Raw genomic sequence first — 21,268 nt, forward strand, 5'->3', positions numbered from 1 at the left:
GACCACCGCCCCGGGTCCGTCGGGACCCTCCAGCCAGAGGAGAGCGCGATGTACCCCGAGGACCTGAAGTACAGCTCGGAGCACGAGTGGGTGCGCAGCACGGAGGGCTCGGGCACGGTGCGGGTGGGGATCACCCACTTCGCCCAGGACGCGCTGGGTGACATCGTCTACGTCTCGCTGCCCGAGGTGGGCGAGGTGGTGAGCGCGGGGGACACCTGCGGCGAGCTGGAGTCGACGAAGTCGGTGAGCGACATCTACGCCCCCGTCAGCGGGGAGGTCGTGGCGCGCAACGACTCCCTGGACGCGACGCCCGAGCTGGTCAACAACGACCCCTACGCCGCCGGCTGGCTCTTCGAGGTCGCGCCGGCCGACCCCGCGCAGCTCGACGCGCTGATGGACTCGGCCGCCTACCAGGACGCTCTCGACCCGAGTTGAGCCCCGCTCAGTTGCACAAACTGATAGTTTCGTAGGAACCTTCACCCTCAGCCGGGCCTTGAGGGTGAGGCCCTCAGGTGCGGCCCCGGACACGGAAGCGGAGGACACATGCCGTTCTGCACGGCCTGCGGAAAGCCAAATCCCGACGACGCACGGTTCTGCGCGCAGTGCGGGTCGCCGATCGCGGGGGGAGCGGCAGAGGCCTCCGGCGACGCCGGTGCGCCGGACGCCACCACGACCATCTCGATCCCCCACGAGCGGGCAGAGAGCTCCGACCGGGCGCTGAGCCCGGTCGACGCCGCCGCCGTCGACGCCCTGCCGACCGGCTCGGCGTTGCTCGTGGTCCAGCGCGGCCCCGGAGCGGGCAGTCGCTTCCTCCTGGACACCGACATGGTGGCCGCGGGGCGTCACCCCGAGTCCGAGATCTTCCTCGACGACGTCACGGTCTCCCGCCGGCACGCGGAGTTCCGTCGCGACGGGGACACGTTCCGGGTCAGCGACGTCGGCAGCCTCAACGGCACCTACGTCAACCGGGACCGGATCGACTCGGTGGAGCTGACGGACGGCGACGAGGTGCAGATCGGCAAGTACCGGCTTGTCTTCTTCGCCGGTCACGTGACCGGCTGAGGCGCGTCAGCGTGGTCTCCCCAGCGTCCTCCGCTCCCTCCTCACGCCCCTCCCGGGGGCGGATGAACATCGGGCAGGTTCTCGACGTCCTCCGCCCCGACTTCCCGGGGATCACCATCCCCAAGATCCGCTTCCTCGAGGACAAGGGCCTCATCAAGCCCGAGCGGACCCCGGCGGGCTACCGGAAGTTCTCCCACGAGGACGTCGAGCGTCTCCGCTACGTCCTGCGCATGCAGCGTGACCACTACCTGCCGCTGAAGGTGATCGGGGAGCACCTCGACGCCATCGACCGCGGCCTGGAGCCGCCGCCCATCGAGGCGGTGGTCCCCACCGTTCCCCAGGTGGCGCTGGCCAGCGACGGGCTCCCCTCGCCCGAGTCCTTCTCCCGCCGCTCCGACGTCCGGCTCTCGCGTCGCGAGCTGCTCAAGATCGCCGAGGTCAGCGAGGAGCTCCTCGGCCAGCTCGAGCAGTTCGGGCTGATCACCCCTCGCCCGGGGACCGGTCACTACGACACGGACGCCCTGGTCATCGCCCGCACCGCCCGGGAGCTCGCCGACTTCGGCTTCGAGCCCCGCCACCTGCGCGCCTTCAAGACCTCCGCCGACCGCGAGGTGGGGCTCGTCGAGCAGGTCGTGGCTCCGCTCAAGCGCGGCCGCGACGCGGCCGCCCGGGCCCGGGCCGAGGAGGCCGTCAGCGAGATCGCGGCCCTCTCGGTGCGGCTGCACGCGACCCTGGTGAAGAACGGGCTGCAGGGATCCTGACCCTCCCACCGGTGCGGAGTAGGGTGGCGGTGTGCGCGAGGTAGACGTCATCGGAGTCCGGGTCGAGATGCCTTCCAACCAGCCCATCGTGCTGCTGCGCGAAGTGGCGGGGGACAGGTACCTGCCGATCTGGATCGGGGCCGTGGAGGCCACCGCGATCGCCTTCGCCCAGCAGGGGGTCGTCCCACCCCGTCCCCTCACCCACGACCTGATGAAGGACGTCCTGGAGGCGACCGGCGCGCCCCTGGCGGAGGTGCGGATCACCGAGGTGCGCGACAACGTCTTCTACGCGCTGCTGGTCTTCGACTCCGGTGCGGAGGTGAGCGCCCGGCCGTCCGACTCGATCGCCCTGGCGCTGCGCACCGGGGCCCGGATCGTCGTCGACGAGGGTGTGCTGGACGAGGCGGGCCTCGCGGTGCCGGCCGAGCAGGAGGACGAGGTCGAGCGCTTCCGGGAGTTCCTCGACCAGGTCACGCCCGAGGACTTCGAGGCGCCCGAGGGCGGCTGATCCCTCACCCTCATCTTGAGGTTGAAGGTTGCGACACACCGCGTGGCGCGTTGACCACCCGCGGGTGGGGGCTTACCTTGAACTGTCTTCGTTGTAACTCCAACGTTGTGGTGCCCTCGGGGCAAGACCACGGCGTCCTTCCCCCAAGGGAGTTACGCTGAGCGGAGTAGACGACGGAGGGTCCCCAGTGGGCGTTGACGAGAACAAGCAGGACAAGGTGGACGGCCTCGAGGCGGAGCGTGCCGCGGAGGTCGCCGAGGAGCAGGGTCTCCTCTTCACCGACGACGTCTCCCCGCTGCCAAGCGACGCCGGCTACCGCGGTCCCACGGCGTGCAACGCGGCCGGGATCACCTACCGCCAGCTCGACTACTGGGCGCGCACCGGACTGGTGGAGCCCACCGTCCGCGGGGCGACGGGCTCGGGGTCCCAGCGGCTCTACTCCTTCCGCGACATCCTGCTCCTCAAGGTCGTCAAGCGGCTGCTCGACGCCGGCATCTCGCTCCAGCAGATCCGCACCGCGGTCCAGCACCTGCGCGCCCGGGGCACCGACGACCTCACCCGGGTCACGCTGATGAGCGACGGGGCCTCGGTCTACGAGTGCACCAGCAACGACGAGGTCATCGACCTCCTGCAGGGTGGCCAGGGCGTCTTCGGCATCGCCATCGGCGGTGTCTGGCGCGAGATCGAGGGCACCCTCTCCGAGCTCCCCAGCGAGCGCGCGGCCTCCGACACCGCTCCGCTGCCCGGGGACGAGCTTGCCGCTCGCCGCGCCGCCCGTCGTACGGGCTGAGCGAGCAGCCTCCCCGCGCTCTGATGGTAGGTTCGCTGTCGCTGACGATCCCGCGCGGGAGAGTCCTGGTGGCAGCCGCACCAGCGCCGAAGGGGCAATTCCTCCCCGGAACCTCTCAGGCACCAAGGACCGCGTGGTCAGGCAGCTCTGAAGCGTCGCCGGGACGGGGCGTGACAGAGGGGGAGGACGACCAGTCCTCGTCCGAGCCCGGAGCGTGACATGCCCGACCAGCCCACCCCGCCCCAGTCGTCCGGAGCCGCCCCCTTCGTGGAGCGTCACATCGGCCCACGCGACGACGACGTCGCGACCATGCTGAAGGTGCTGGGCCACGACTCGCTGACCAGCCTGATGGACGCCGCCGTGCCGCCGGCGATCCGCTCCGCCGAGCCGTTGCGGCTTCCGGAGCCCGTCTCGGAGGCGGCCGCCGCGGCCGAGCTGCGGAGCCTCGCCGCCGCGAACCGGGTCGCCGAGAGCCTGATCGGGCTGGGCTACCACGGCACCGTGACGCCGGCGGTGATCCGGCGCAACGTGCTGGAGGACCCGTCCTGGTACACCGCCTACACCCCCTACCAGCCGGAGATCTCCCAGGGCCGGCTGGAGGCGCTGCTCAACTTCCAGACCGTGATCGCGGACCTCACCGGCCTGCCCACCGCCAACGCCTCCCTCCTCGACGAGGGCACGGCGGTGGCCGAGGCGATGACCCTGGTGCGCCGCGCCCAGCGCAAGGCCGCCGGCCCCTTCGTGGTCGACGCGGACGCGTTGCCGCAGACGCGCGAGGTGGTGCGCACCCGGGCCCGCGCCATGGGCATCGAGGTGGTCGTCGCGGACCTCTCCGACGGTCTGCCGCAGGGCGAGCTCAGCGGCCTGCTGGTGCAGTACCCCGGCGCCTCGGGCCGGGTGCTCGACCCCCGGCCCCTGCTGGTCCAGGCCCACGAGCGGGGCGCGCTGGCAGTCGTGGCGGCCGACCTGCTGGCCCTCACCCTGCTGGAGGCGCCCGGCGAGCTGGGCGCCGACGTGGTGGTGGGCTCCTCCCAGCGTTTCGGCGTCCCGCTCTTCTACGGCGGGCCCCACGCCGGCTACATGGCTGTGCGCGCCGGTCTCGAGCGTCACCTGCCCGGCCGCCTGGTCGGGGTCTCGGTCGACGCCGAGGGCCACCGCGCCTACCGGCTGGCCCTGCAGACCCGCGAGCAGCACATCCGGCGCGACAAGGCCACCTCCAACATCTGCACCGCCCAGGTGCTGCTGGCCGTGGTGGCCGGCATGTACGCCGTCTACCACGGGCCCGACGGCCTGCGGGACATCGCTCGGCGCGTGCACGCCCAGGCGGTCCGGCTGGCGGAGTCCTTGACCGCGGCCGGGCTCGAGGTGGAGCACCCGGAGTTCTTCGACACCCTCTGCGTGCGGGTGCCGGGCGCCGCCGGGCAGGTGGTCGCCCGCGCCCGCGAGCTCGGCCTGCACCTGCGCCTGGTCGACCCCGACCGGGTCGGGCTCTCCCTCTCGGAGACCACCACGGACCAGACCCTGGCCGCGGTGAGGCAGTCCTTCGGGGTCGAGACCGCGGAGGCCGGGGCCCCGGCGCGCGACGACGCGCTGCCGCCGGCCCTGCGCCGTCGTACGCCGTTCCTCACCCACGAGGTCTTCTCCACCCACCACAGCGAGACCCAGATGCTGCGCTACCTGCGCCGGCTCTCCGCGCGCGACTACGCGCTGGACCGCGGGATGATCCCGCTGGGCTCGTGCACCATGAAGCTCAACGCCACGACCGAGATGGAGCCCATCAGCCTGCCCGGCTTCGCCGACCTGCACCCCTTCGCCCCCGCCGAGGACGCCGCCGGCTACCAGCGCCTCGTCGCCGACCTCGAGTCGTGGCTGGCCGAGGTCACCGGCTACGACGAGGTGTCGGTCCAGCCCAACGCCGGCTCCCAGGGCGAGCTGGCCGGCCTGCTCGCGATCCGCGGCTACCACCAGGCGCGGCACCAGGGGTCCGCACCGGTGCGCGACGTGTGCCTGATCCCGTCGTCGGCCCACGGCACCAACGCCGCCTCGGCGGTGATGGCCGGGATGCGGGTCGTGGTCGTCAAGGCGGGGGAGGACGGCTCGGTCGACCTCGAAGACCTGCGCCTCAAGTGTGCCGAGCACGCGGAGACCCTCGCCGCCATCATGGTCACCTATCCCTCGACCCACGGCGCCTACGAGGACTCGATCACCGAGCTGTGCGACGTCGTGCACGAGCACGGCGGGCAGGTCTACGTCGACGGGGCCAACCTGAACGCGCTGCTGGGCTACGCCCGGCCCGGCGAGTTCGGCGGCGACGTCTCCCACCTCAACCTGCACAAGACCTTCTGCATCCCGCACGGCGGGGGCGGCCCCGGGGTCGGGCCGGTGGCGGTGCGCGCCCACTTGGCGCCCTTCCTGCCCTCGCACCCGGAGCACCCGGAGGTGTCGCGCCGCGAGGGCATCGGGCCGATCAGCGCGGCTCCCCACGGGTCGGCCGGCATCTTGCCGATCTCCTGGGCCTACGTGCGGATGATGGGGGCCGAGGGACTGACCCGGGCGACCGCGCACGCGGTGCTCGCGGCCAACTACGTCGCCGCCCGCCTGGAGGAGCACTTCCCGGTGCTCTACCGGGGTCACTCGGGGCTGGTGGCCCACGAGTGCATCCTGGACCTGCGGCCGCTCACCCGCGAGACCGGGGTGACGGTCGACGACGTGGCCAAGCGCCTGGTCGACTACGGCTTCCACGCGCCCACCATGTCGTTCCCCGTGGCGGGCACCCTGATGGTGGAGCCGACGGAGTCCGAGGACCTCGCGGAGATCGACCGGTTCGTGGAGGCGATGATCGCGATCCGCGCCGAGATCGACCGGGTCGGCGCCGGCGAGTGGCGCCCCGAGGAGTCCCCGCTGCGCCGCGCCCCGCACACGGCGGCCGCGGTGGTGGGGGAGTGGGACCGTCCCTACCCCCGCGAGCTGGGCGCCTTCCCCACCGGCCCGGACCCCGACAAGTACTGGCCGCCGGTGGCGCGCATCGACCAGGCGTACGGCGACCGCAACCTGGTCTGCTCCTGTCCGCCGCCGGAGGCCTTCGCCGAATGATCGAGCGTCGTCAGAGCTGCCTGGACCTCGCGCAGTCGCGTGGCCGGCTCTCGTCGATCCTCGGTGCCGTCTTCGACCGCTACGGAGTCGTCTGGGCCGGCGCCTCGGGGCAGGGAGCCGGGCTGGACGGGCAGTACCGCATCGGCTCGATCACCAAGACGATGACCGCCGCGCTGGTGATGCAGGCGCGCGATGCCGGGCTGCTCGACCTCGACGACCCGGTGGGGCGCCACCTGGGCGACATCGGCTACGCCGAGGCCACGCTGCGCCAGCTGCTCAGCCACACCGCGGGCCTCCAGAGCGAGCCCTGCGGCCCCTGGTGGGAGCGTACCCGCGGCGGCGACTTCGCGGCCCTGGCCGCAGCCAACGACGGCTCCGGCCGGGTTGCCGCGCCGGGCGAGGGCTTCCACTACTCCAACCTCGGCTACGCGCTGCTCGGCGAGGTCCTGGTCCGGGTCACCGGCACCTCCTGGCGCCAGCTGGTCGTGGAGCGCCTGCTGATCCCGCTGGGAATGACCCAGACCTCCTACCTGCCGCGGCCCAACGCCCAGCCCGGGTGGAGCGTCGACCACTTCACCGGGGTGCGCCGCCTCGAGCCGCTCAGCAACACCGGCGCCATGGCCCCGGCCGGCCAGCTCTGGTCGACGGTCGCCGACCTGGTGCTGTGGGGACAGTTCCTCTCCGGCGCCAGGCCCGACATGCTGGACCCCGGTTCCCTGGAGGAGATGCTCCGCCCGGTGAGCGAGGACTACGGCCTCGGCGTCCGCCTGCTCACCTCGACGGGCGGGATCCTGGTCGGGCACACCGGGTCGATGCCGGGCTACCTCGCCGGGCTCTTCGTCGACCCCGGCTCGGGCATCGGCGCCACGGTGCTCGCCAACGCCACCACCGGGATCGACCAGGCCCAGGCGGTCCTCGACCTCATCGACGGGGACTTCGTCGACGAGGTGATCGAGCCGTGGCACCCGACGGAGGCGGTGCCGGAGCCGCTGGCCGGGATCCCCGGCCTGTGGTTCTGGGGCAACACCGCCACGGAGGCGTCATGGCGCAACGGGCGACTGGAGCTGCGCTCCCTGACTCCGCCGGGCGGTCTCGACCGCTTCGAGCTGCGCGAGGGTCGCCTGGTCGGCGTCGAGGGCTATCACCGCGGCGAGACCCTCCACGTCGTACGCCGCGAGGACGGTGAGGTCTCCCACCTCGAGGCGGCCACCTTCGTCTACACGCGCAGTCCCTACGCCCTGGAGTAGTGGCCGCTGCCGGGCGCACCCCGGCGGCGGGGCCACCAGCGGCCGGCGGGCCCCGTGGGGTGGGTCAGAGGGCCTGGGAGACGCTGGACATGTTGAAGTCCGGGACCCGCAGCGCCGGCATCGCGGTGCGGCTGAAGTAGTCCTCCCCCCACTCCCTGCTGAACGCCGGGACGGTGGCGCTCGCCGCGGTGAAGCGGGAGAGCAGGTCGATCGGGCTCTCGTTGAACCGGAAGTTGTTGACGGCGGCGGTGATCTCTCCGCCTTCGACCAGGTAGACCCCGTCGCGGGTCAGCCCGGTCAGCAGCAGCCGCTGCGGATCCACCTCGCGGATGTACCACAGGCAGGTCAGCAGCAGGCCCCGCTCGGTCCCGGCCACCAGATCGCTCACGTCGCCGGTCCCCCCGTCGACCTCGAGGACGAGGTTGTCGATGCCGGGGGTCGTCGGCTGACCGGTCAGCGCCGCCGATTGCCGGGTCTGGACCAGGGCGGCCAGGCGCCCGTCCTCCACCCACGACGTCCGGGCCAGGGGCAGCCCGTTGTCGAAGACCGAGGAGGTGTTGCTCGAGGCGGGAGCCACCACGAAGGGCGCGCACCCCAGCCCCGGGTAGCCGGGGTCGGAGAGGAGCCGGACGCCGGGCGCCACGACGCGCTCGCCGATCCGGGTGCCGCCCTCGCGGCGGCTGAAGACGGACTGGCCCTCGTGAGCCACCCGGGCACCGGCGCTCCAGTAGGCGTCGATGAGCAGGTCGGCGACCGCGGTCGGCGGCAGGATGGTGTCGTAGCGCCCGGCGGGCAGGTCGACCCGCCGCCGCGCCCACTCCAGGCGGGTGGCCAGGTCGGCGTCGAGGCCCAGGGCGTCGACCTCGCGGAAGTCGCGGGTCGCCCCGCCCACCCACGCGCTGCGGGTCAGGTCGGCGGTCTTGCCGGTGCACCCGTAGTGGCCGGTCGGCTGCACGTGGCGCAGCCGGAGCCCGGTGGAGGAGCCCAGGTAGGTCGTCGTCACCTGGTGGTCGACGAAGCCGTAGAGGACGCGCCCGTCGGAGGAGGCTCGTCCGAAGGCCTCGCCGAGCGCCGGCGCGAAGGCGCCGAAGACACCCACGTCGGTGCCCGGGGCGTGGTCGTCCCAGTCGGGGGACACCCTTCCTCCGGCCAGCTCACCGGCGTCCTCCGCGGGACCGGAAGCGCGGGCGGCCGCATCGGCCGCGGTCACCAGGGCGGCGACCTGCTCGGTGGAGGTCGCTGTGGAGGACGCCGAGCCGGTGGCCGTCCCCGCCCCGGAGCGCACGAAGGAGATCACGGTGACCTGCACCCGGTGCATCACCCCGTTGGTGGTCAGGGTGTTGTTGGCCCACCTCAGGTTGGCGCTGGTGGTGTCCTGGACGAGGACGGTGCAGTCGTCGGCCGTCGACGCGGCGAGCGCCGACTCGACGAGCTGCTGGGGGGTCAAGGACTGGGTCATGCGCCGGCCTCCTCGGCGGTGTTCAGGATCCGGACGCCCCGGAAGAGCGCGCTGGGGCAGCCGTGGCTCACCGCGGCCACCTGCCCGGGTTGGGCCTTGCCGCAGTTGAAGGCGCCGCCGAGCCGCCAGGTGCCGGGACCGCCCACCGCCTCCATCGAGCCCCAGAAGTCGGTGGTGGTGGCCTGGTAGGCGACGTCGCGCACCTGGCCGGCCAGCCGTCCGCCCTCGATCCTGAAGAAGCGCTGGCCGGTGAACTGGAAGTTGAAGCGCTGCATGTCGATCGACCAGCTCCGGTCGCCCACGACGTAGAGGCCGCGCTCCACGCCGGCGATGAGCTCGTCGGTCGAGGGACCGTCCGGCGCCGGCTGCAGCGAGACGTTGGCCATCCGCTGGATGGGGACGTGCCCGGGGGAGTCGGCGTAGGCGCACCCGTTGGACCGGCCGCCGTTGAGCTCGGGCTTGGCCCGGGCCATCGCCCGGTCGAGCTGGTAGCCGACCAGGATGCCGTCGCGCACGAGGTCCCAGGACTGGGTCTGGACGCCCTCGTCGTCGTACCCGGTGGTGGCGAGGCCGTGCTCCACCGTCCGGTCGCCGGTCACCTGCATCACCGGGGAGCCGTAGACCAGGGAACCGAGCCGGTCGTAGGTCGCGAACGAGGTGCCGGCATAGCTCGCCTCGTAGCCCAGGGCCCGGTCGAGCTCGGTGGCGTGCCCGATCGACTCGTGGATGGTGAGCCACAGGTTGGAGGGGTCGATGACCAGGTCGTAGGAGCCCGGCTCCACACTCGGGGCCCGCAGCTTCTCGGCCAGCAGGTCGGGCACCTCGGCCAGCTCGGCGTCCCAGTCCCAGCCCCCGGCGGTGAGGTACTCCCAGCCGCGACCGACCGGCGGGGCGAGGGTGGTCATCGAGTCGAAGGTGCCGGAGCGGTCGTCGGAGCCCATCGCCTCGAAGGTGGGCATCACCCTGACCCGCTGCTGGGTGGTGCGGGTGCCGCTCAGGTCGGCGTAGTACTTCAGCTCCAGCACCTGCTGGAGGCCGGCAGCCGCGTGGTCGACCACCGGGTGGGCGGTGAGGCGCGCGGTCCAGGCGCGCAGCACGTCGACCTTGTCGCGGGTCGGCACCGTGAAGGGGTCGATCTGGTAGGAGGAGATCCAGGTGGCGTCCGCGTGCACCGGCTCGGGTGCCAGCTCGACCGGGACGGTGGTCATGGTGGAGGCGAGCTCGGCCACGGCCAGCGCCTGGTCGGTGACCCGGAGGACCTCCTGGGCCGTCAGCCCCACGCCGCTGGCGAACCCCCAGGCGCCCCGGTGGACGACGCGGACCGCGAAGCCGAGGTCTTCCACGTCGCTGGCGCCCTGGAGCGCGGCGTCTCTGACGGCCAGGTGTTGGTAGCGGGTGCGCTCGAGACGGAAGTCGGCATGGCTCGCCCCCCGGTCCGCCGCCCGCCCCAGGGCCACCTGGCCGAGCCGTTCCAGGGGCAGGCTCACGAACGTCGGATCGATCTCCGCAGGGTCCATGGGGGGACCCTAGTGCCCCCGGTAGGGTCTCGCCCATGACCGCACCGGCCTGGCTCGGCATCGGGGCCCAACGCTCAGGGACGACCTGGTTCACCGACCTCCTGTGCCAGCACCCCGGGGTCGGGCTGGGTGTGAACGGCAAGAAGGAGCAGCACCTGCTGCACAAGGTCGGCGACGGCGTCGAGCCGCTCTCGGCCTATGCCGACCTCTTCCCCGCCGACGCGCTGGCCCGGGGCGAGTGGACCCCGCAGTACCTGCGCCACTCCTCGGCCCCGTTCACCGCCGCCCGGGTGCTGGGACCCGAAGCCCCGGTCCTGGTGATCCTCCGCGACCCCGTGGAGCGGTTCCTGTCGGCGATGCGGCTGGCCGCCACCCGCGCCAAGTCGCCGTGGCCCTACCCGGTGCCGATCACGGTCCAGACCTTCAGCGGCTTCTACGCCGACCAGCTGGCGATGTGGGCGCACGCGGTAGGCCGCGAGCGGATGGTCGTGATGGTCTACGAGCAGGCCCGGCGCGCACCGGAGCAGGCCGTCGGGGCGGTCTGGGCGCGCCTGGGGCTCGGCCCGATCCCGCTGCGGGACGTCGACCGGCCCTCGCGGTCCAGCAGCAACGCGTCCTGGAGCCCGCCGGAGGGGCTGGTGGAGTCGTTGAAGGTGCTCTACCGGCCTCAGGTCGCCCGACTGGCCCAGGAGTGGGAGCTGGACGTCTCGGACTGGACGACGACGCTCGGGAGCTGAGCGCCGACGGCCGCCGGGCTACAGCCCGGCCGTGGAGAGCGTCGAGCCGGCACGTCCCTTGTGGACGCGCAGCTGCGCCGGGATCCGCTCGCGCATCTCGCTGACGTGGCTCACCACGCCGATCACCCGGCCCCGGTCGCGAAGCGCGTCGAGGGTGTCGAGCACGTCGTCGAGGGTGTCGGCGTCGAGCGAGCCGAACCCCTCGTCGACGAAGAGCGTGTCGAGGTCGGCCCCGCCCGCCTCCTCGGTGATCACGTCGGCCAGGCCCAGCGCGAGGGCCAGGGAGACCACGAACGTCTCGCCGCCGGACAGGGTGGCCGGGTCGCGAGCCTCGCCGGACCAGTCGTCGCGCACCAGCAGACCCAGCCCGCCGCGGGTCTCCCGGTTGCCCCGCCCCTCGGTGTGCTCGAGGGTGTAGCGCCGGTCGCTCATGGTGGTCAGGCGGGCGTTGGCGGCCGCGACCACCTGGGAGAGGCGGTAGGCCAGCACGTAGGCCGCGAGTCGCATCTGGCGCCTGTTGTCGACCGACTTGCCCTCCACGAAGGCGGCGAGGTCGGCCACCGTCCGGTGCTCCTCCCGCAGCGGCCGCCAGGCGGCCAGCAGCTCCTCCAGGTCGTCGACCAGGACGCTGATCCGCTCGGCGCGGGTCTGGTCCGCGTCGTGCCGTGCGCGCAGGCGGTGCAGCTCCTCGCGCAGCTCGTGGTGCCGTCGCGTCAGCACCTCGAGGTCGGGCGCGTCCGTGTCGGCGAGGGCCAGCACCTCGGGCTCCTCGAGGACGGCCAGGCAGCGGCTCGTCTCGTCGCGGTAGGCGTCCACCCGGGCGCGCAGCCGCTCCACCGTCGCCGGGTCACGGTGTCCGGAGCGGGCGCGGTCGACCCGGTCGAAGCCGTGCTCGGCCAGGCAGCGGGCCAGGGCCTGCTCCTGCTCGGTGGCCCGCCGCCCGGCCTCCTCGGCGGTGGCCTGGGCCTCCACGGCCCGGGAGACCAGGGCGTCGAGGACCTGGACGTGGCCGATCAGGCCGGCGATGTCAGGCAGGCCCGTCCCGGCGAGAAGCTCCGCGCGGGCACCGGTGACGTCGGCCAGCTCGCGGCGAAGGCCGTCGCGCCGTTCGGTGAGCCGAGTGACCTCGACGGTGGCGGACTCCAGCTCGGCACGGGCGCGCTCCAGACGGGCCTCGAGGTCGGCCAGGCCGGCGCGCAGCTCGGCGGCGCGGTCGCCCGCCTCCTCCGCCTCGCGGAGCGCAGCCTCGCTGACCTCCAGCTCGGCCGAGAGCCGCTCCTCGTCCGCTTCGCCGGCAACTGCGCGCACCACCTCGAGCTGGGTGCGCAGCTGCTGGACCTGCTCGTCGTGGACGAGCTGGGTGGCCTTGGCGTCGTCGACCTCCCGGAGCGCGAGACGCTCCGCCTCGGCGTCGGGCGCTCCCGGCGCGGCGGCCGCAGGGCTGGGGTGGCTGCAGGATCCGCACACCGGGCAGGAGCCGCCGACGGCGAGAGCCCCGGCGATCTCGGCGGCCATGCCCTGCAGGCGTGCCTCGCGCAGGTCGAGCCAGACCTCGGTCAGCTCCTGGACGCGGGCCACGCTGCCGCGCCGCAGCTCCTCGGCCGACTCCAGGTGCCGCTGGAGCACCTCGACCCTGCGGTGGGCGGCCAGCCGGGCACGGAGCGTCTCGAGGTCGCGCCGTCGTGCCTGCGTGGACTCCGCCAGGGCGGTGCTGGAGGCCAGCGCCAGCCGAAGCCGCTCGAGGCGGGGTGGCACTGCGGCGACCTGCTCGGCCCGCTCGTCGCGGGTCTCGGAGGCGGCCGCGAGCTCCTGGTCGACCTCGGTGACCGCGTCGGCCAGCAACCCGCAGCGCTCGTCGTGCTGCCTCAGGGGTGCGAGGGACTCCAGCCGCGCCCGCACGGCCCCACGGAGCACGGGGAGCGGGGCGTCGGGGTCGAGCGCCTCGGGGAGGCCCAGGCAGGTCACGGTCCGGGGCTCGACCAGCACGCCGCCCAGCTCGTCGCGGAGCGCCTGGAGGCGCACCCGGGCGCCGCTGGCCTCCCAGGTGGCGTTCTCGGTGACCGTGGCCAGGGGCACGACCGCCGCGGCCCGCACCGCGACCTCCAGCTCGCGACTGCGCTCCTCGTGCGCCGGCTGGGAGGCCAGCAACCGCCCGTGAGCCTCCCGGGCCTCGTCGCGGCGGACCAGGAGACGGCTGGTCCGGGTGGCCTCCTCCAGCTCCCGGCGGGCGGACTCCTCGGCCTGGACCGCGGCGGGCAGGGTCGTGACGCCCTGCTCGAGCCGGTGGCGCGCGTCGGCGCGCAGCCGGCCCGCCCAGCCGGCCAGGGACCCGTCGGCGGCGGGGGAGTCCAGGGCGTCGAGGTCCCACTCGACCGGCGGGGGCTCGCCGGCGGCCTCGGAGAGACGGTTGACCCGGGCCACGACCTCGTCGTGGCGGCGGCGCGACGCCCGGTGCAGCTGGAGCCTGCGGTCCTTGAGCCACCCCTCGACGCGCGAGAAGCGGGCGGTGTGGAAGAGCTGCTGGAGCACCGCCTGACGCTGGTCGGCGCGGGCGCGCAGGAACGCCTGGAAGCCCCCCTGGGGAAGCATCGCGACCTGGCAGAACTGCGGCATGGTCATGCCGATCAGGCCCACGACGAGGTCGCCGACCTCGTCGAGGCGGCTGGAGAGCAGGACCTCGGTGCCGCCGACCAGCTCGGTCATGGTCACCGAGGCCTGTTGCGTGGTGGTGCCGGTCCCGCGCTTCTTCGGCCGCTGCCAGGCCGGGGAGCGGACGATCCGGAAGCGGCGTCCGGCGAGCGTCACGTCGAGGCTCACCTGGGGGGCGACGTGGGCGGGGGCCTGGTCGGCGCGCAGCCGCTTGGCGATGCTGCGCTCGCCCGGCACGTCGCCGTAGAGCGCGAAGCAGACCGCGTCGAGCACGCTGGTCTTGCCGGCGCCGGTGGCACCGGTGAGCAGGAAGAGCCCCGAGGCGCTGAGCGCGTCGAAGTCGACCTCGGCCGGATCCACGAAGGGGCCGAACGCGACGACGGAGAGGTGGTGCAGGCGCATCAGGCCTCGACCCCCGCGGGCACGAGGGTGTCGGCCACGTCGTCGCGCGAGGCCTCGCAGGCGTCGCGCAGCAGGCGTGCCTCCTCCTCGGTGGCCGGCTCCCCGCGCAGCTCCGCGACGAACGCGAGCGCGATCTCGTGGTCGGCGAGACCCGCGGTGCTGACCCGGGGCCGGGCCTCGTCGTCGGCGCCGGTGGGCGCGAAGGCGAGCACCAGGGTGTGCGGGAAGCGGGCGCGCAGCTGGTCCATGGCGCGCAGGGGGCGCACCCGGTCGGTCAGGGTGGCCTGGACCCAGGAGCCCTCGTGACGGGCGAGGTCCGGGTCGGTGAGGAGCCGCGCCAGCTCACCCTCCAGCCGGGCCAGGGGCCGGGGCGCAGGCGCGGGGACGAACTGGGAGTCGGCGATCCCGTCGGCGTCGAGGTCGATCAGCCAGCAACCCTTGACGTGGTCGGCCTCGGAGAAGGAGTAGGCCAGGGGGGAGCCGCTGTAGCGCACGGAGTCGCTGAGCCGCTGGGCGCCGTGGAGGTGGCCCAGCGCGGTGTAGGTGATGGAGTCGAAGAGGTCGCTGGAGACCATCGAGACCCCACCGACGCTGATGTCCCGCTCGGAGTCGGACGGGGCGCACCCGGCGACGAAGGCGTGTGCCAGGACCACCGACCGGCTGCCGGACTCGCGGGTGGCCAGGTCGGCGCGGACCCGGCGCATGGCCTCGGCCATGGCCGCCTCGTGACTGCGTCGCTCGAGACCCCACGGCCCGCGCAGGGCGTCGGGGTCCAGGTAGGGGATGCCGTAGACCAGGACGGGACCGTGCTCGTCGCGCAGCTCGACGGGGGTGCCGACAACCCCGGCGTCGGTGCGGATGTGGACCCCGGCGGCGTCGATCAGCCGGGACCCGAACCCCAGCCGCAGGGCGGAGTCGTGGTTGCCGCTGGTGACCACCACCTTGGCCCGGGAGGCGGCCAGACGGGCGAACGCGTCGTCGGCGAGGCGGACCGCGTCGACGTGCGGCAGCGCCCGGTCGTAGACGTCTCCGGCCACCAGCACCAGGTCGACCTCGTGGCACTCCACCACCTCGACCAGGTGGTCGAGGAAGACGCCCTGGTGCTCGAGCATCCCCTCGCGGTGGAAGGAGCGCCCGAGGTGCCAGTCGGAGGTGTGGAGGATGCGCACGGGACGAACCTAGAGCGACCCGCCGACAGCATCGCGCACCCACGCCGCACGGGGAGCCCTCAGGCGTACTGCACGGCCCGCCGGGGCCGGGTGAAGCCGTAGAGGCGCAGGCCGGCGTGGCGCGCCAGGTCGACCGACAGAGAGGTCGGGGCACCGACCGAGACCAGGGCGCCGCTGCCGACCGCGACCGCCTTCTGCACGAGCTCGAAGCCCGCCCTCCCGCTCACGACCAGCACCGCGGCCGCGGGCTCCTCGCCGGCCAGGACCCGCGCGCCGGTGACCTTGTCGACGGCGTTGTGGCGACCGACGTCCTCACGCACCACCAGGCAGTCGCCCTCCGCGGTGAAGAGCCCGGCGGCGTGCGCGCCGCCGGTGCGGTCGAAGAGCGGCTGGCGCTCCCTGAGCAGGTCGGGCAGCCGGCGCAGGACGGCCGGGGAGGGCAGCTCCCCCTCCCACCGACGGCCCTGGGGAGCCCTGAGCGCCTCCTCGACGCTCTCCTTGCCGCAGACCCCGCAGGCCGAGGTGGCCTGGGCGGGGTGCAGGTGGGTGTGGCCGGGCAGCACGGGCGGGGCCGAGCCGAGGGTGAGGGTCACCACGTTGAACTCCTGCTCGGGGCTCAGGGACCGGTCGGTGCAGTAGGCCACCCGCTCCAGCGTGCCGGGCAGCAGGATCCCCTCGTGCGTGGCCCAGCCGGCCGCGAGCTCGAAGTCGTGGCCCGGCGTGCGCATCGTCACCCAGGCCCGCTCGGCCGGCCGGGAGGGCCAGGCCAGCCGCAGCTCCAGGGGCTCCTCGGTGACCACCCTGTCCTCGCGGGTGCGCTCCCCGGGACGCTGGTCGGGACGGTCCTCGCCGGAGGTGTGCTCGGTGACCCGGGTCCGGACACTGGGGCCGGGACGGCGGGGGAGGGGGCCGGGGGCGGCAGGCACGGGCTCGCCGCTCAGTGCTTCCCGAAGGTGCGGCGCACCGCGATCCGCCGGGAGAGCTCGTCGACGAGGTCCACCAAGTTGCGGCGCACGGACGGGTCGAGCGTCCCGTCGTGGGTGAGCTCGTCGGCCCGCTCGGCCCACTCCTGGGACAGGTGGGTGAGCGGGAAGAACGAGCGGACCGCCGTGCCGAGCACCCAGCCGGCGTGCACCTGGGGCAACGAGGGCAGCGCGGTCAGGAAGCGGTCGGCGTACCCGTCGCTCAGCTGCTCCTGCCCGACCCGCCACATCCCCAGCCCCGCGGCCTCGAGCTCGTAGTTGGACGCGTCGACCTCGCCGGTGAAGCGGGCCCATGCCCAGGCCTTCGCCTCCTCGGTGGGCAGGGAGGCCCGGGCCCGGGCGTGCTCGACCCGGGCGCGGGCGGTGGGCTCCTTCTCCAGCGCCGCGTCGAGCTCCTCGACGTCGCTCGCGCCGAGGGTCGCCAGCCGGACCAGCAGGGCCCACCTGAGATCGGTGTCGAGGGCGAGCCCCTCGGGCAGGTCCCCCGACAGCCAGGCGCGGAGCTGGGCCTCGTCCGGGGCCGTCGCCACAGCGGGCTGGAAGCCGGCCAGCTGGAGGGTGCTCCCGGGCTCCGCGCCGGCGGTGCGCGCCAGCATCGCGCGGTGGATCCGGGCTCCGGCGGCCGCCGGGTCGTCACTGAGGCCGGCGCCGCGGCTGATCGCCCACGGCATCGTGTACTGCAGCGCGTCGTCGTTGTCCTCGACGACCATCGCAGCCTCGACGAGGTCGACCACGTCGGTGGGGGAGAGCAGGCCCTGGTGGAAGGTGCTCCGGAGGCTGTTCCAGACCCCGGCGCGCAGCCGCTGGTCGTCGAGCCGTGGGAGGTGGGTCTTGAGCGACTGCACGCTCTCGGCGTCGAGCAGGGTGACCGCCCAGGTCTCCTCGAAGGGGTCCAGCACCACGGCGCCGGCGCTGCCCGGCTGCGGAGCGAGCGCCCGGTCGAGCGGCGTCTCGGCTCCCTCGACGCGGACCTGGTGGGCCCGCCAGCCGGAGGAGTCGATGACAGCGAGGCGGAAGGTGTGGGTCCGGTCCGCGGGGTGCTCTGCCGGAGGTGTGCGGCGCAGCGTCCAGCCCGCGTGGACCTCGAGGGTGTCGGGCCCGGCCGTGCGCAGCCAGGAGTCGGTGAAGCCGCTCAGGTCGGCGGCGCCGGCGCGCTCCCACGAGGCGAAGAGGTCGTGCATCGTGGCGTTGCCGAAGCGGTGGGTCTCGAAGTGGTCGATGACGCCGCGGAAGAAGACCTCGTCGCCCAGCGTCGCGTTGAGCTGCTTCAGGACGCTGGAGCCCTTGGCGTAGGAGATCCCGTCGAAGTCCTGCAGCGCGGCGGTCGCGTCGTCGGCTCCGTTGCCGGCGACCGGGTGGGTGCTGGGGCGCTGGTCGGCGACCAGGCCCCACTGCCGGCGCGCGTAGGCGACGTGCGTCCAGGCGTCGTCGTACTCGGTGACGTCGGCAGTGACGCGGTTGCCCATGTACTCGGCGAAGGACTCGTTGAGCCAGAGGTCGTCCCACCACTTCGGAGTGGTGATGTTGCCGAACCACTGGTGGGCCATCTCGTGGGCCACCGTTGTGGCGCGCTGGATGCGCACGCCCCGCGTGACCCGGCTGGAGAAGATCATCGGGTCGCGGAAGGTGACGCAGCCCGGGTTCTCCATGGCCCCGGCGTTGAACTCCGGGACGAAGGCCTGGTGGTAGGCGCCGAACGGGTAGCGGATCCCGAAGAGCCGGTGGAACTCGTCGAAGCACGAGCGGGTGAGCGTGAACAGCTCCTCGGCGTCCCGCTCCAGGTCGGCGGCCAGGCTCTGCCGGGCGCTCAGACCCAGCGGGATGCCGTCGTGCTCGTCCTCCAGCAGGTGGTAGGGGCCGGCGACCAGGGTGACGAAGTACGTGGAGAGCGGGGGAGTGGTGGTCAGCTCCCAGCGGCCCGGCTCCACCTGCTCGGCGGCGCCGTTGCCGAACACCTTCCACTCCGGCGGTGCGGTCACGTGGAAGGTGAACGGCGCCTTCAGGTCGGGCTGGTCGAAGCACGCGAAGATGCTGGGCGCGGCGTCCATGAAGGACATCCCGTAGACGTAGCGGCGCCCGTCGGCCGGGTCCACGCTGTGGTGGAGGCCCTCCCCGTCGTTGCGGAAGGCCATCACGGCCTCAACCACCAGCTCGTTCGCCCCCGGGGCGGTCTCGAGGGGGAAGCGGCCACGGTCGAGCCGGTCGGGGTCCAGGGGACTGCCGTTGAGGCGGATGGCGAGCAGACGCTGGGGCTTGAGGTCGAGGAACGTCGGCCCGCCCGCGCTCTCGAACCGGATGACGGTGCGCGAGCCGAACGTCTCCTCGTCGCTCGCGAGGTCGAGGGTGACGTCGTAGGAGGTGACGTCGAGCAGGTCGTGGCGCCGTTCGGCCTCGACGCGGCGCAGGCTCTGGTGGAGGGGGATCACCCGGTCGAGCGTAGACCCGGCACCCCGGTCGCCGGTGCGGGCCCGGATCTATGCTCGTGCGATGACCGACCTCACGACGACCACGCCCGCCGCCGAGAGCGCGCACCGTGCCATCACCCTGACCCGGATCGGCGAGCAGAGGTTCCGGGCCGACAACGGACGCGGGGGAGAGACGTTCATGGGCGCCGGGGGCCTCGACCCCGACTTCACCCCGGTCGAGCTCCTGCTCGCCGCCCTGGCGGGGTGCAGCGCCATCGACGTCGACCTGATCACCCGGCGGCGCTCCCCGGCGACCTCGTTCGAGGTGACGTGCGAGGGGGAGAAGGTCCGCGACGAGGGCGGCAACCGGTTGCGTGACCTCCGGGTGACCTTCGACGTGACCTTCCCCGACGACGAGGCCGGGCGCAGCGCCCGTGCCGAGATGGAGACCGCCCTGCGGCTCACCCGGGACAGGCTGTGCAGCGTCAGCCGGACGGTGGCGCTGGGGACGCCGGTCGAGTTCCGCGAAGCCGGCTCGTGACCGGGCCGGTCGCGGGCCACGGCCCGCGACCGACGCTCAGTCCGCGACCGACGCTCAGTCCACGACGACCGAGGTGATGGTCACCGGGTCGGCCGGCGGGCCGTCGGGGCCGCCGGTCTCGGTGCCCTTGGCCGCGATCTCACGGACCACCTCGAGGCCCTTGTCGTCGATCTCGCCGAAGACCGTGTACTGCGGGGGCAGCTGGGAGTCCTCGTAGACGATGAAGAACTGCGAGCCGCCGGTGTTGGGTGCTCCGGTGTTGGCCATCGCGAGCGTCCCGGCGGGGTAGCCGTCGGACTCGGCCCGGCCCAGCTCGTCGGGGATGGTGTAGCCCGGCCCGCCGGTGCCCGACGCGGTGGGGTCTCCGCACTGCAGCACGGACAGGCTCGAGGCCTGTCCCGGCGGGGAGGTGGTGAGCCGGTGGCACTCGGTGTCGTCGAAGTACCCCTGCTCGGCCAGGGAGACGAAGCTGTTGACGGTGCAGGGAGCCGCGTCCGCGTCCAGGGTCGCGCCGACGTTGCCGGCGCTGGTCTCCAGCGTCACCGGCACCTCACCGGTCACGTCCGGGGTGCCGGGCGGGGGAGTCACGTCCCGGGAGGGCTCGCGCCCGTCGGAGGCGTAGGTGCACTCCGTGCCGCCGCCCGCCTCGGGCTGCTCCTCCTCCTCGCCACAGGCGGCGAGGAGGGGGAGCAGCAGGACGGGGGCGACCAGGAGGCGACGGCTGCGTGTCATCGAGGGCATGCCCCGATGCTAGAGGGGGTCAGGGGAGGGCGACGAGGAAGCCCGACTCCTGCGCGGAGGGGAGGTCGGCGCCGCGACCGCGGAGCTTCTTGACGCAGCCCTTCTGCTTGCCCATCTGCCGCATCCCGTTGAGGTCACCGGCCCCGTAGATGTAGGGACCCTCGACGCCGGTCGCCATGATCTGCGTGGGGTCCTCGACGTGTCCGAGGCCGACCACGTGCCCGAGCTCGTGCAGGAGGACGTCGAAGGCCTTCATGTAGGGCCAGCCACCGGGGGTCAGGGCGTCGAAGGTGGTCCCGCCCTTGACGACCTTGCCGAGCTTGCCCTTCTTGTCGCGGCCCCAGACGGCGTCCTGCACGCCCCCCCAGGCGTGGGCGGCCGAGAAGTCGAGAGTGGTCTGCTCCGGACGAGCCCACGCCACGACGATGTCGGTGTCGCGCTCCCACCGGCCGGTCCCGGGGAGCCCGCGGTAGATCGCCTCGGTGTAGCCCTTGAACTTGAACCGCATGCCGGTGGCGGCGCCCATGGCGGCGAAGGCGTTGTGGATGGCGTCCTCGGTGCCCGCCGGGGCCTGGGTGACGTTGACCCGGTAGCTGATCGACTGGCACGGGTTCCAGCGGAGACGGGTCGAGGGGTTCAGGTAGGACCAGCTGTCGGGGCTGCCGGCGGGGACGAAGTCGGGGGCCACGTTGACCCGCTGCGTCTTCGACCTGGCGCCGGGGCTGCGCTTCTTCTTCTTGGTCACCACCCGCGCCTTCATGGAGTACAGCCAGTGCGTGGGGATCTGGATGGCGTACTCGCCCTTCCGGTTGGTCTTGGTGCTCGCGACCTTCTTCCACCCGTCGGCGTGCTTCATCTGGAGCGCCACCTTGCGCTTGAGCTTGCCCTTGTCCTTGACCGTGCCGGTCACGGCGGCGAGTCCCTGGAACGGGACGGTGCCGGCGCTCCAGGTGGCACGCACCTTGGTCCGGTTCTTCTTGCCCTTGTTCTTCTTCTTGGGCCGTGCCGCGACCTGCTGGTCCGCGGCCGCACCGGACGACGACGCCGAGGTCGACGGGGAGGGAGCGCGCTCCGCGCTGGCGACCGAGCCGGCAGCGGCCGGCGCCAGAAGGCCGGCGAGGAGGGCGAGTGAAGTGAGCAGGTGACGCACGGATGACTCCCGGGAACGGCTGGAATGTGGGACCCAATGAGACCACACGTGAAG

Annotated in this window: 17 protein-coding genes and 1 riboswitch; of the genes, 9 read left to right on the forward strand and 8 right to left on the reverse strand. The window is 73.3% G+C overall.

The genetic code is table 11. The annotated features are described in order from the left end of the window. The first annotated feature begins 48 nt into the window (after window positions 1-48). From gcvH to AC4BG9_RS16400, 7 genes are all read left to right on the forward strand, one after another. The gene (gene gcvH, locus AC4BG9_RS16370; protein WP_490572183.1) at window positions 49-435 is read left to right on the forward strand and encodes a glycine cleavage system protein GcvH; all 387 of its coding nucleotides are present in this window, start codon (window positions 49-51) and stop codon (window positions 433-435) included. 108 nt (window positions 436-543) lie between these two features. Next, window positions 544-1,062 (forward strand): zinc-ribbon and FHA domain-containing protein, encoded by a 519-nt coding sequence (locus AC4BG9_RS16375; RefSeq protein WP_490572184.1) that lies wholly within the window; start codon window positions 544-546, stop codon window positions 1,060-1,062. 62 nt (window positions 1,063-1,124) lie between these two features. Continuing rightward, window positions 1,125-1,823, forward strand: a complete 699-nt coding sequence (ftsR, locus tag AC4BG9_RS16380) for a transcriptional regulator FtsR (RefSeq protein WP_490572185.1) — start codon at window positions 1,125-1,127, stop codon at window positions 1,821-1,823. 31 nt (window positions 1,824-1,854) lie between these two features. Then, on the forward strand, window positions 1,855-2,331 hold the full coding sequence (locus AC4BG9_RS16385; RefSeq protein WP_490572186.1) for a bifunctional nuclease family protein: 477 nt from the start codon (window positions 1,855-1,857) through the stop codon (window positions 2,329-2,331). A 217-nt stretch (window positions 2,332-2,548) separates the two neighbouring features. Beyond that, complete coding sequence (locus AC4BG9_RS16390; protein ID WP_490572289.1) at window positions 2,549-3,121, forward strand: MerR family transcriptional regulator; 573 nt, start codon at window positions 2,549-2,551, stop codon at window positions 3,119-3,121. Window positions 3,122-3,166: 45 nt separating this feature from the next. After that, window positions 3,167-3,263, forward strand: a riboswitch (glycine riboswitch). 77 nt (window positions 3,264-3,340) lie between these two features. Further along, window positions 3,341-6,214, forward strand: coding sequence for an aminomethyl-transferring glycine dehydrogenase (gene gcvP, locus AC4BG9_RS16395; RefSeq protein WP_490572187.1), 2,874 nt, complete (start codon window positions 3,341-3,343; stop codon window positions 6,212-6,214). After that, on the forward strand, window positions 6,211-7,461 hold the full coding sequence (locus tag AC4BG9_RS16400) for a serine hydrolase domain-containing protein (RefSeq protein WP_490572188.1): 1,251 nt from the start codon (window positions 6,211-6,213) through the stop codon (window positions 7,459-7,461). Before gcvP ends, AC4BG9_RS16400 begins: the two co-directional genes overlap by 4 nt. A 64-nt stretch (window positions 7,462-7,525) precedes the next feature. Here the strand turns inward: AC4BG9_RS16400 and AC4BG9_RS16405 are convergent, their stop codons facing one another. Together AC4BG9_RS16405 and AC4BG9_RS16410 are read right to left on the reverse strand one after the other, a co-directional pair. After that, a complete protein-coding gene (locus AC4BG9_RS16405; protein ID WP_490572189.1) occupies window positions 7,526-8,920 on the reverse strand; it encodes a metallopeptidase TldD-related protein in 1,395 nt (464 codons plus the stop codon). Then, window positions 8,917-10,437 carry a TldD/PmbA family protein gene (locus AC4BG9_RS16410; RefSeq protein WP_490572190.1) on the reverse strand — a complete coding sequence of 507 codons (1,521 nt, stop codon included), beginning with the start codon at window positions 10,435-10,437 and terminating at the stop codon, window positions 8,917-8,919. The genes AC4BG9_RS16405 and AC4BG9_RS16410 overlap by 4 nt, the downstream gene beginning before the upstream one ends. Before the next feature lie 35 nt (window positions 10,438-10,472). On the opposite strand from AC4BG9_RS16410, the gene AC4BG9_RS16415 reads away from it, so the two are divergent. Continuing rightward, window positions 10,473-11,174: a sulfotransferase family protein gene (locus AC4BG9_RS16415; protein WP_490572191.1), complete on the forward strand. Its 702-nt coding sequence runs from the start codon at window positions 10,473-10,475 to the stop codon at window positions 11,172-11,174. Window positions 11,175-11,192: 18 nt separating this feature from the next. Here the strand turns inward: AC4BG9_RS16415 and AC4BG9_RS16420 are convergent, their stop codons facing one another. Genes AC4BG9_RS16420 through pepN form a run of 4 tightly spaced genes read right to left on the reverse strand, consistent with a single transcriptional unit; the run spans window position 11,193 to window position 18,803 of the window. Beyond that, window positions 11,193-14,225: an AAA family ATPase gene (locus AC4BG9_RS16420; protein WP_490572192.1), complete on the reverse strand. Its 3,033-nt coding sequence runs from the start codon at window positions 14,223-14,225 to the stop codon at window positions 11,193-11,195. Further along, a complete protein-coding gene (locus tag AC4BG9_RS16425; RefSeq protein ID WP_490572193.1) occupies window positions 14,225-15,394 on the reverse strand; it encodes an exonuclease SbcCD subunit D in 1,170 nt (389 codons plus the stop codon). The genes AC4BG9_RS16420 and AC4BG9_RS16425 overlap by 1 nt, the downstream gene beginning before the upstream one ends. 59 nt (window positions 15,395-15,453) lie before the next feature. Next, the gene (locus AC4BG9_RS16430; RefSeq protein ID WP_490572194.1) at window positions 15,454-16,320 is read right to left on the reverse strand and encodes a formate dehydrogenase accessory sulfurtransferase FdhD; all 867 of its coding nucleotides are present in this window, start codon (window positions 16,318-16,320) and stop codon (window positions 15,454-15,456) included. Between the two features lie 11 nt (window positions 16,321-16,331). Beyond that, a complete protein-coding gene (pepN, locus tag AC4BG9_RS16435) occupies window positions 16,332-18,803 on the reverse strand; it encodes an aminopeptidase N (protein WP_490572195.1) in 2,472 nt (823 codons plus the stop codon). A 61-nt stretch (window positions 18,804-18,864) separates the two neighbouring features. Between pepN and AC4BG9_RS16440 the strand changes: the two genes are divergently transcribed. After that, a complete protein-coding gene (locus AC4BG9_RS16440; RefSeq protein WP_490572196.1) occupies window positions 18,865-19,323 on the forward strand; it encodes an OsmC family protein in 459 nt (152 codons plus the stop codon). Between the two features lie 54 nt (window positions 19,324-19,377). Here AC4BG9_RS16440 and AC4BG9_RS16445 read toward each other — a convergent pair whose 3' ends face one another. Both AC4BG9_RS16445 and AC4BG9_RS16450 read right to left on the reverse strand, forming a co-directional pair. Further along, complete coding sequence (locus tag AC4BG9_RS16445; protein WP_490572197.1) at window positions 19,378-20,064, reverse strand: peptidylprolyl isomerase; 687 nt, start codon at window positions 20,062-20,064, stop codon at window positions 19,378-19,380. Window positions 20,065-20,083: 19 nt separating this feature from the next. After that, window positions 20,084-21,214, reverse strand: coding sequence for a matrixin family metalloprotease (locus AC4BG9_RS16450; protein WP_490572198.1), 1,131 nt, complete (start codon window positions 21,212-21,214; stop codon window positions 20,084-20,086). Between the last annotated feature and the right edge of the window lie 54 nt (window positions 21,215-21,268).

The sequence above is a fragment of the Nocardioides sp. Z40_12 genome, assembly GCF_058215795.1.

What these genes read in the sequence shown, in the direction of transcription:
- AC4BG9_RS16410 (WP_490572190.1), bottom strand. Translation starts at nt 10,437, where the DNA reads ATGGACCCTGCGGAGATCGATCCGACGTTCGTGAGCCTGCCCCTGGAA.
- AC4BG9_RS16415 (WP_490572191.1), top strand. Translation starts at nt 10,473, where the DNA reads ATGACCGCACCGGCCTGGCTCGGCATCGGGGCCCAACGCTCAGGGACG.
- AC4BG9_RS16445 (WP_490572197.1), bottom strand. Translation starts at nt 20,064, where the DNA reads ATGCCCTCGATGACACGCAGCCGTCGCCTCCTGGTCGCCCCCGTCCTG.
- ftsR (WP_490572185.1), top strand. Translation starts at nt 1,125, where the DNA reads ATGAACATCGGGCAGGTTCTCGACGTCCTCCGCCCCGACTTCCCGGGG.
- AC4BG9_RS16400 (WP_490572188.1), top strand. Translation starts at nt 6,211, where the DNA reads ATGATCGAGCGTCGTCAGAGCTGCCTGGACCTCGCGCAGTCGCGTGGC.
- AC4BG9_RS16420 (WP_490572192.1), bottom strand. Translation starts at nt 14,225, where the DNA reads ATGCGCCTGCACCACCTCTCCGTCGTCGCGTTCGGCCCCTTCGTGGAT.
- AC4BG9_RS16440 (WP_490572196.1), top strand. Translation starts at nt 18,865, where the DNA reads ATGACCGACCTCACGACGACCACGCCCGCCGCCGAGAGCGCGCACCGT.
- AC4BG9_RS16375 (WP_490572184.1), top strand. Translation starts at nt 544, where the DNA reads ATGCCGTTCTGCACGGCCTGCGGAAAGCCAAATCCCGACGACGCACGG.
- gcvH (WP_490572183.1), top strand. Translation starts at nt 49, where the DNA reads ATGTACCCCGAGGACCTGAAGTACAGCTCGGAGCACGAGTGGGTGCGC.
- AC4BG9_RS16405 (WP_490572189.1), bottom strand. Translation starts at nt 8,920, where the DNA reads ATGACCCAGTCCTTGACCCCCCAGCAGCTCGTCGAGTCGGCGCTCGCC.
- gcvP (WP_490572187.1), top strand. Translation starts at nt 3,341, where the DNA reads ATGCCCGACCAGCCCACCCCGCCCCAGTCGTCCGGAGCCGCCCCCTTC.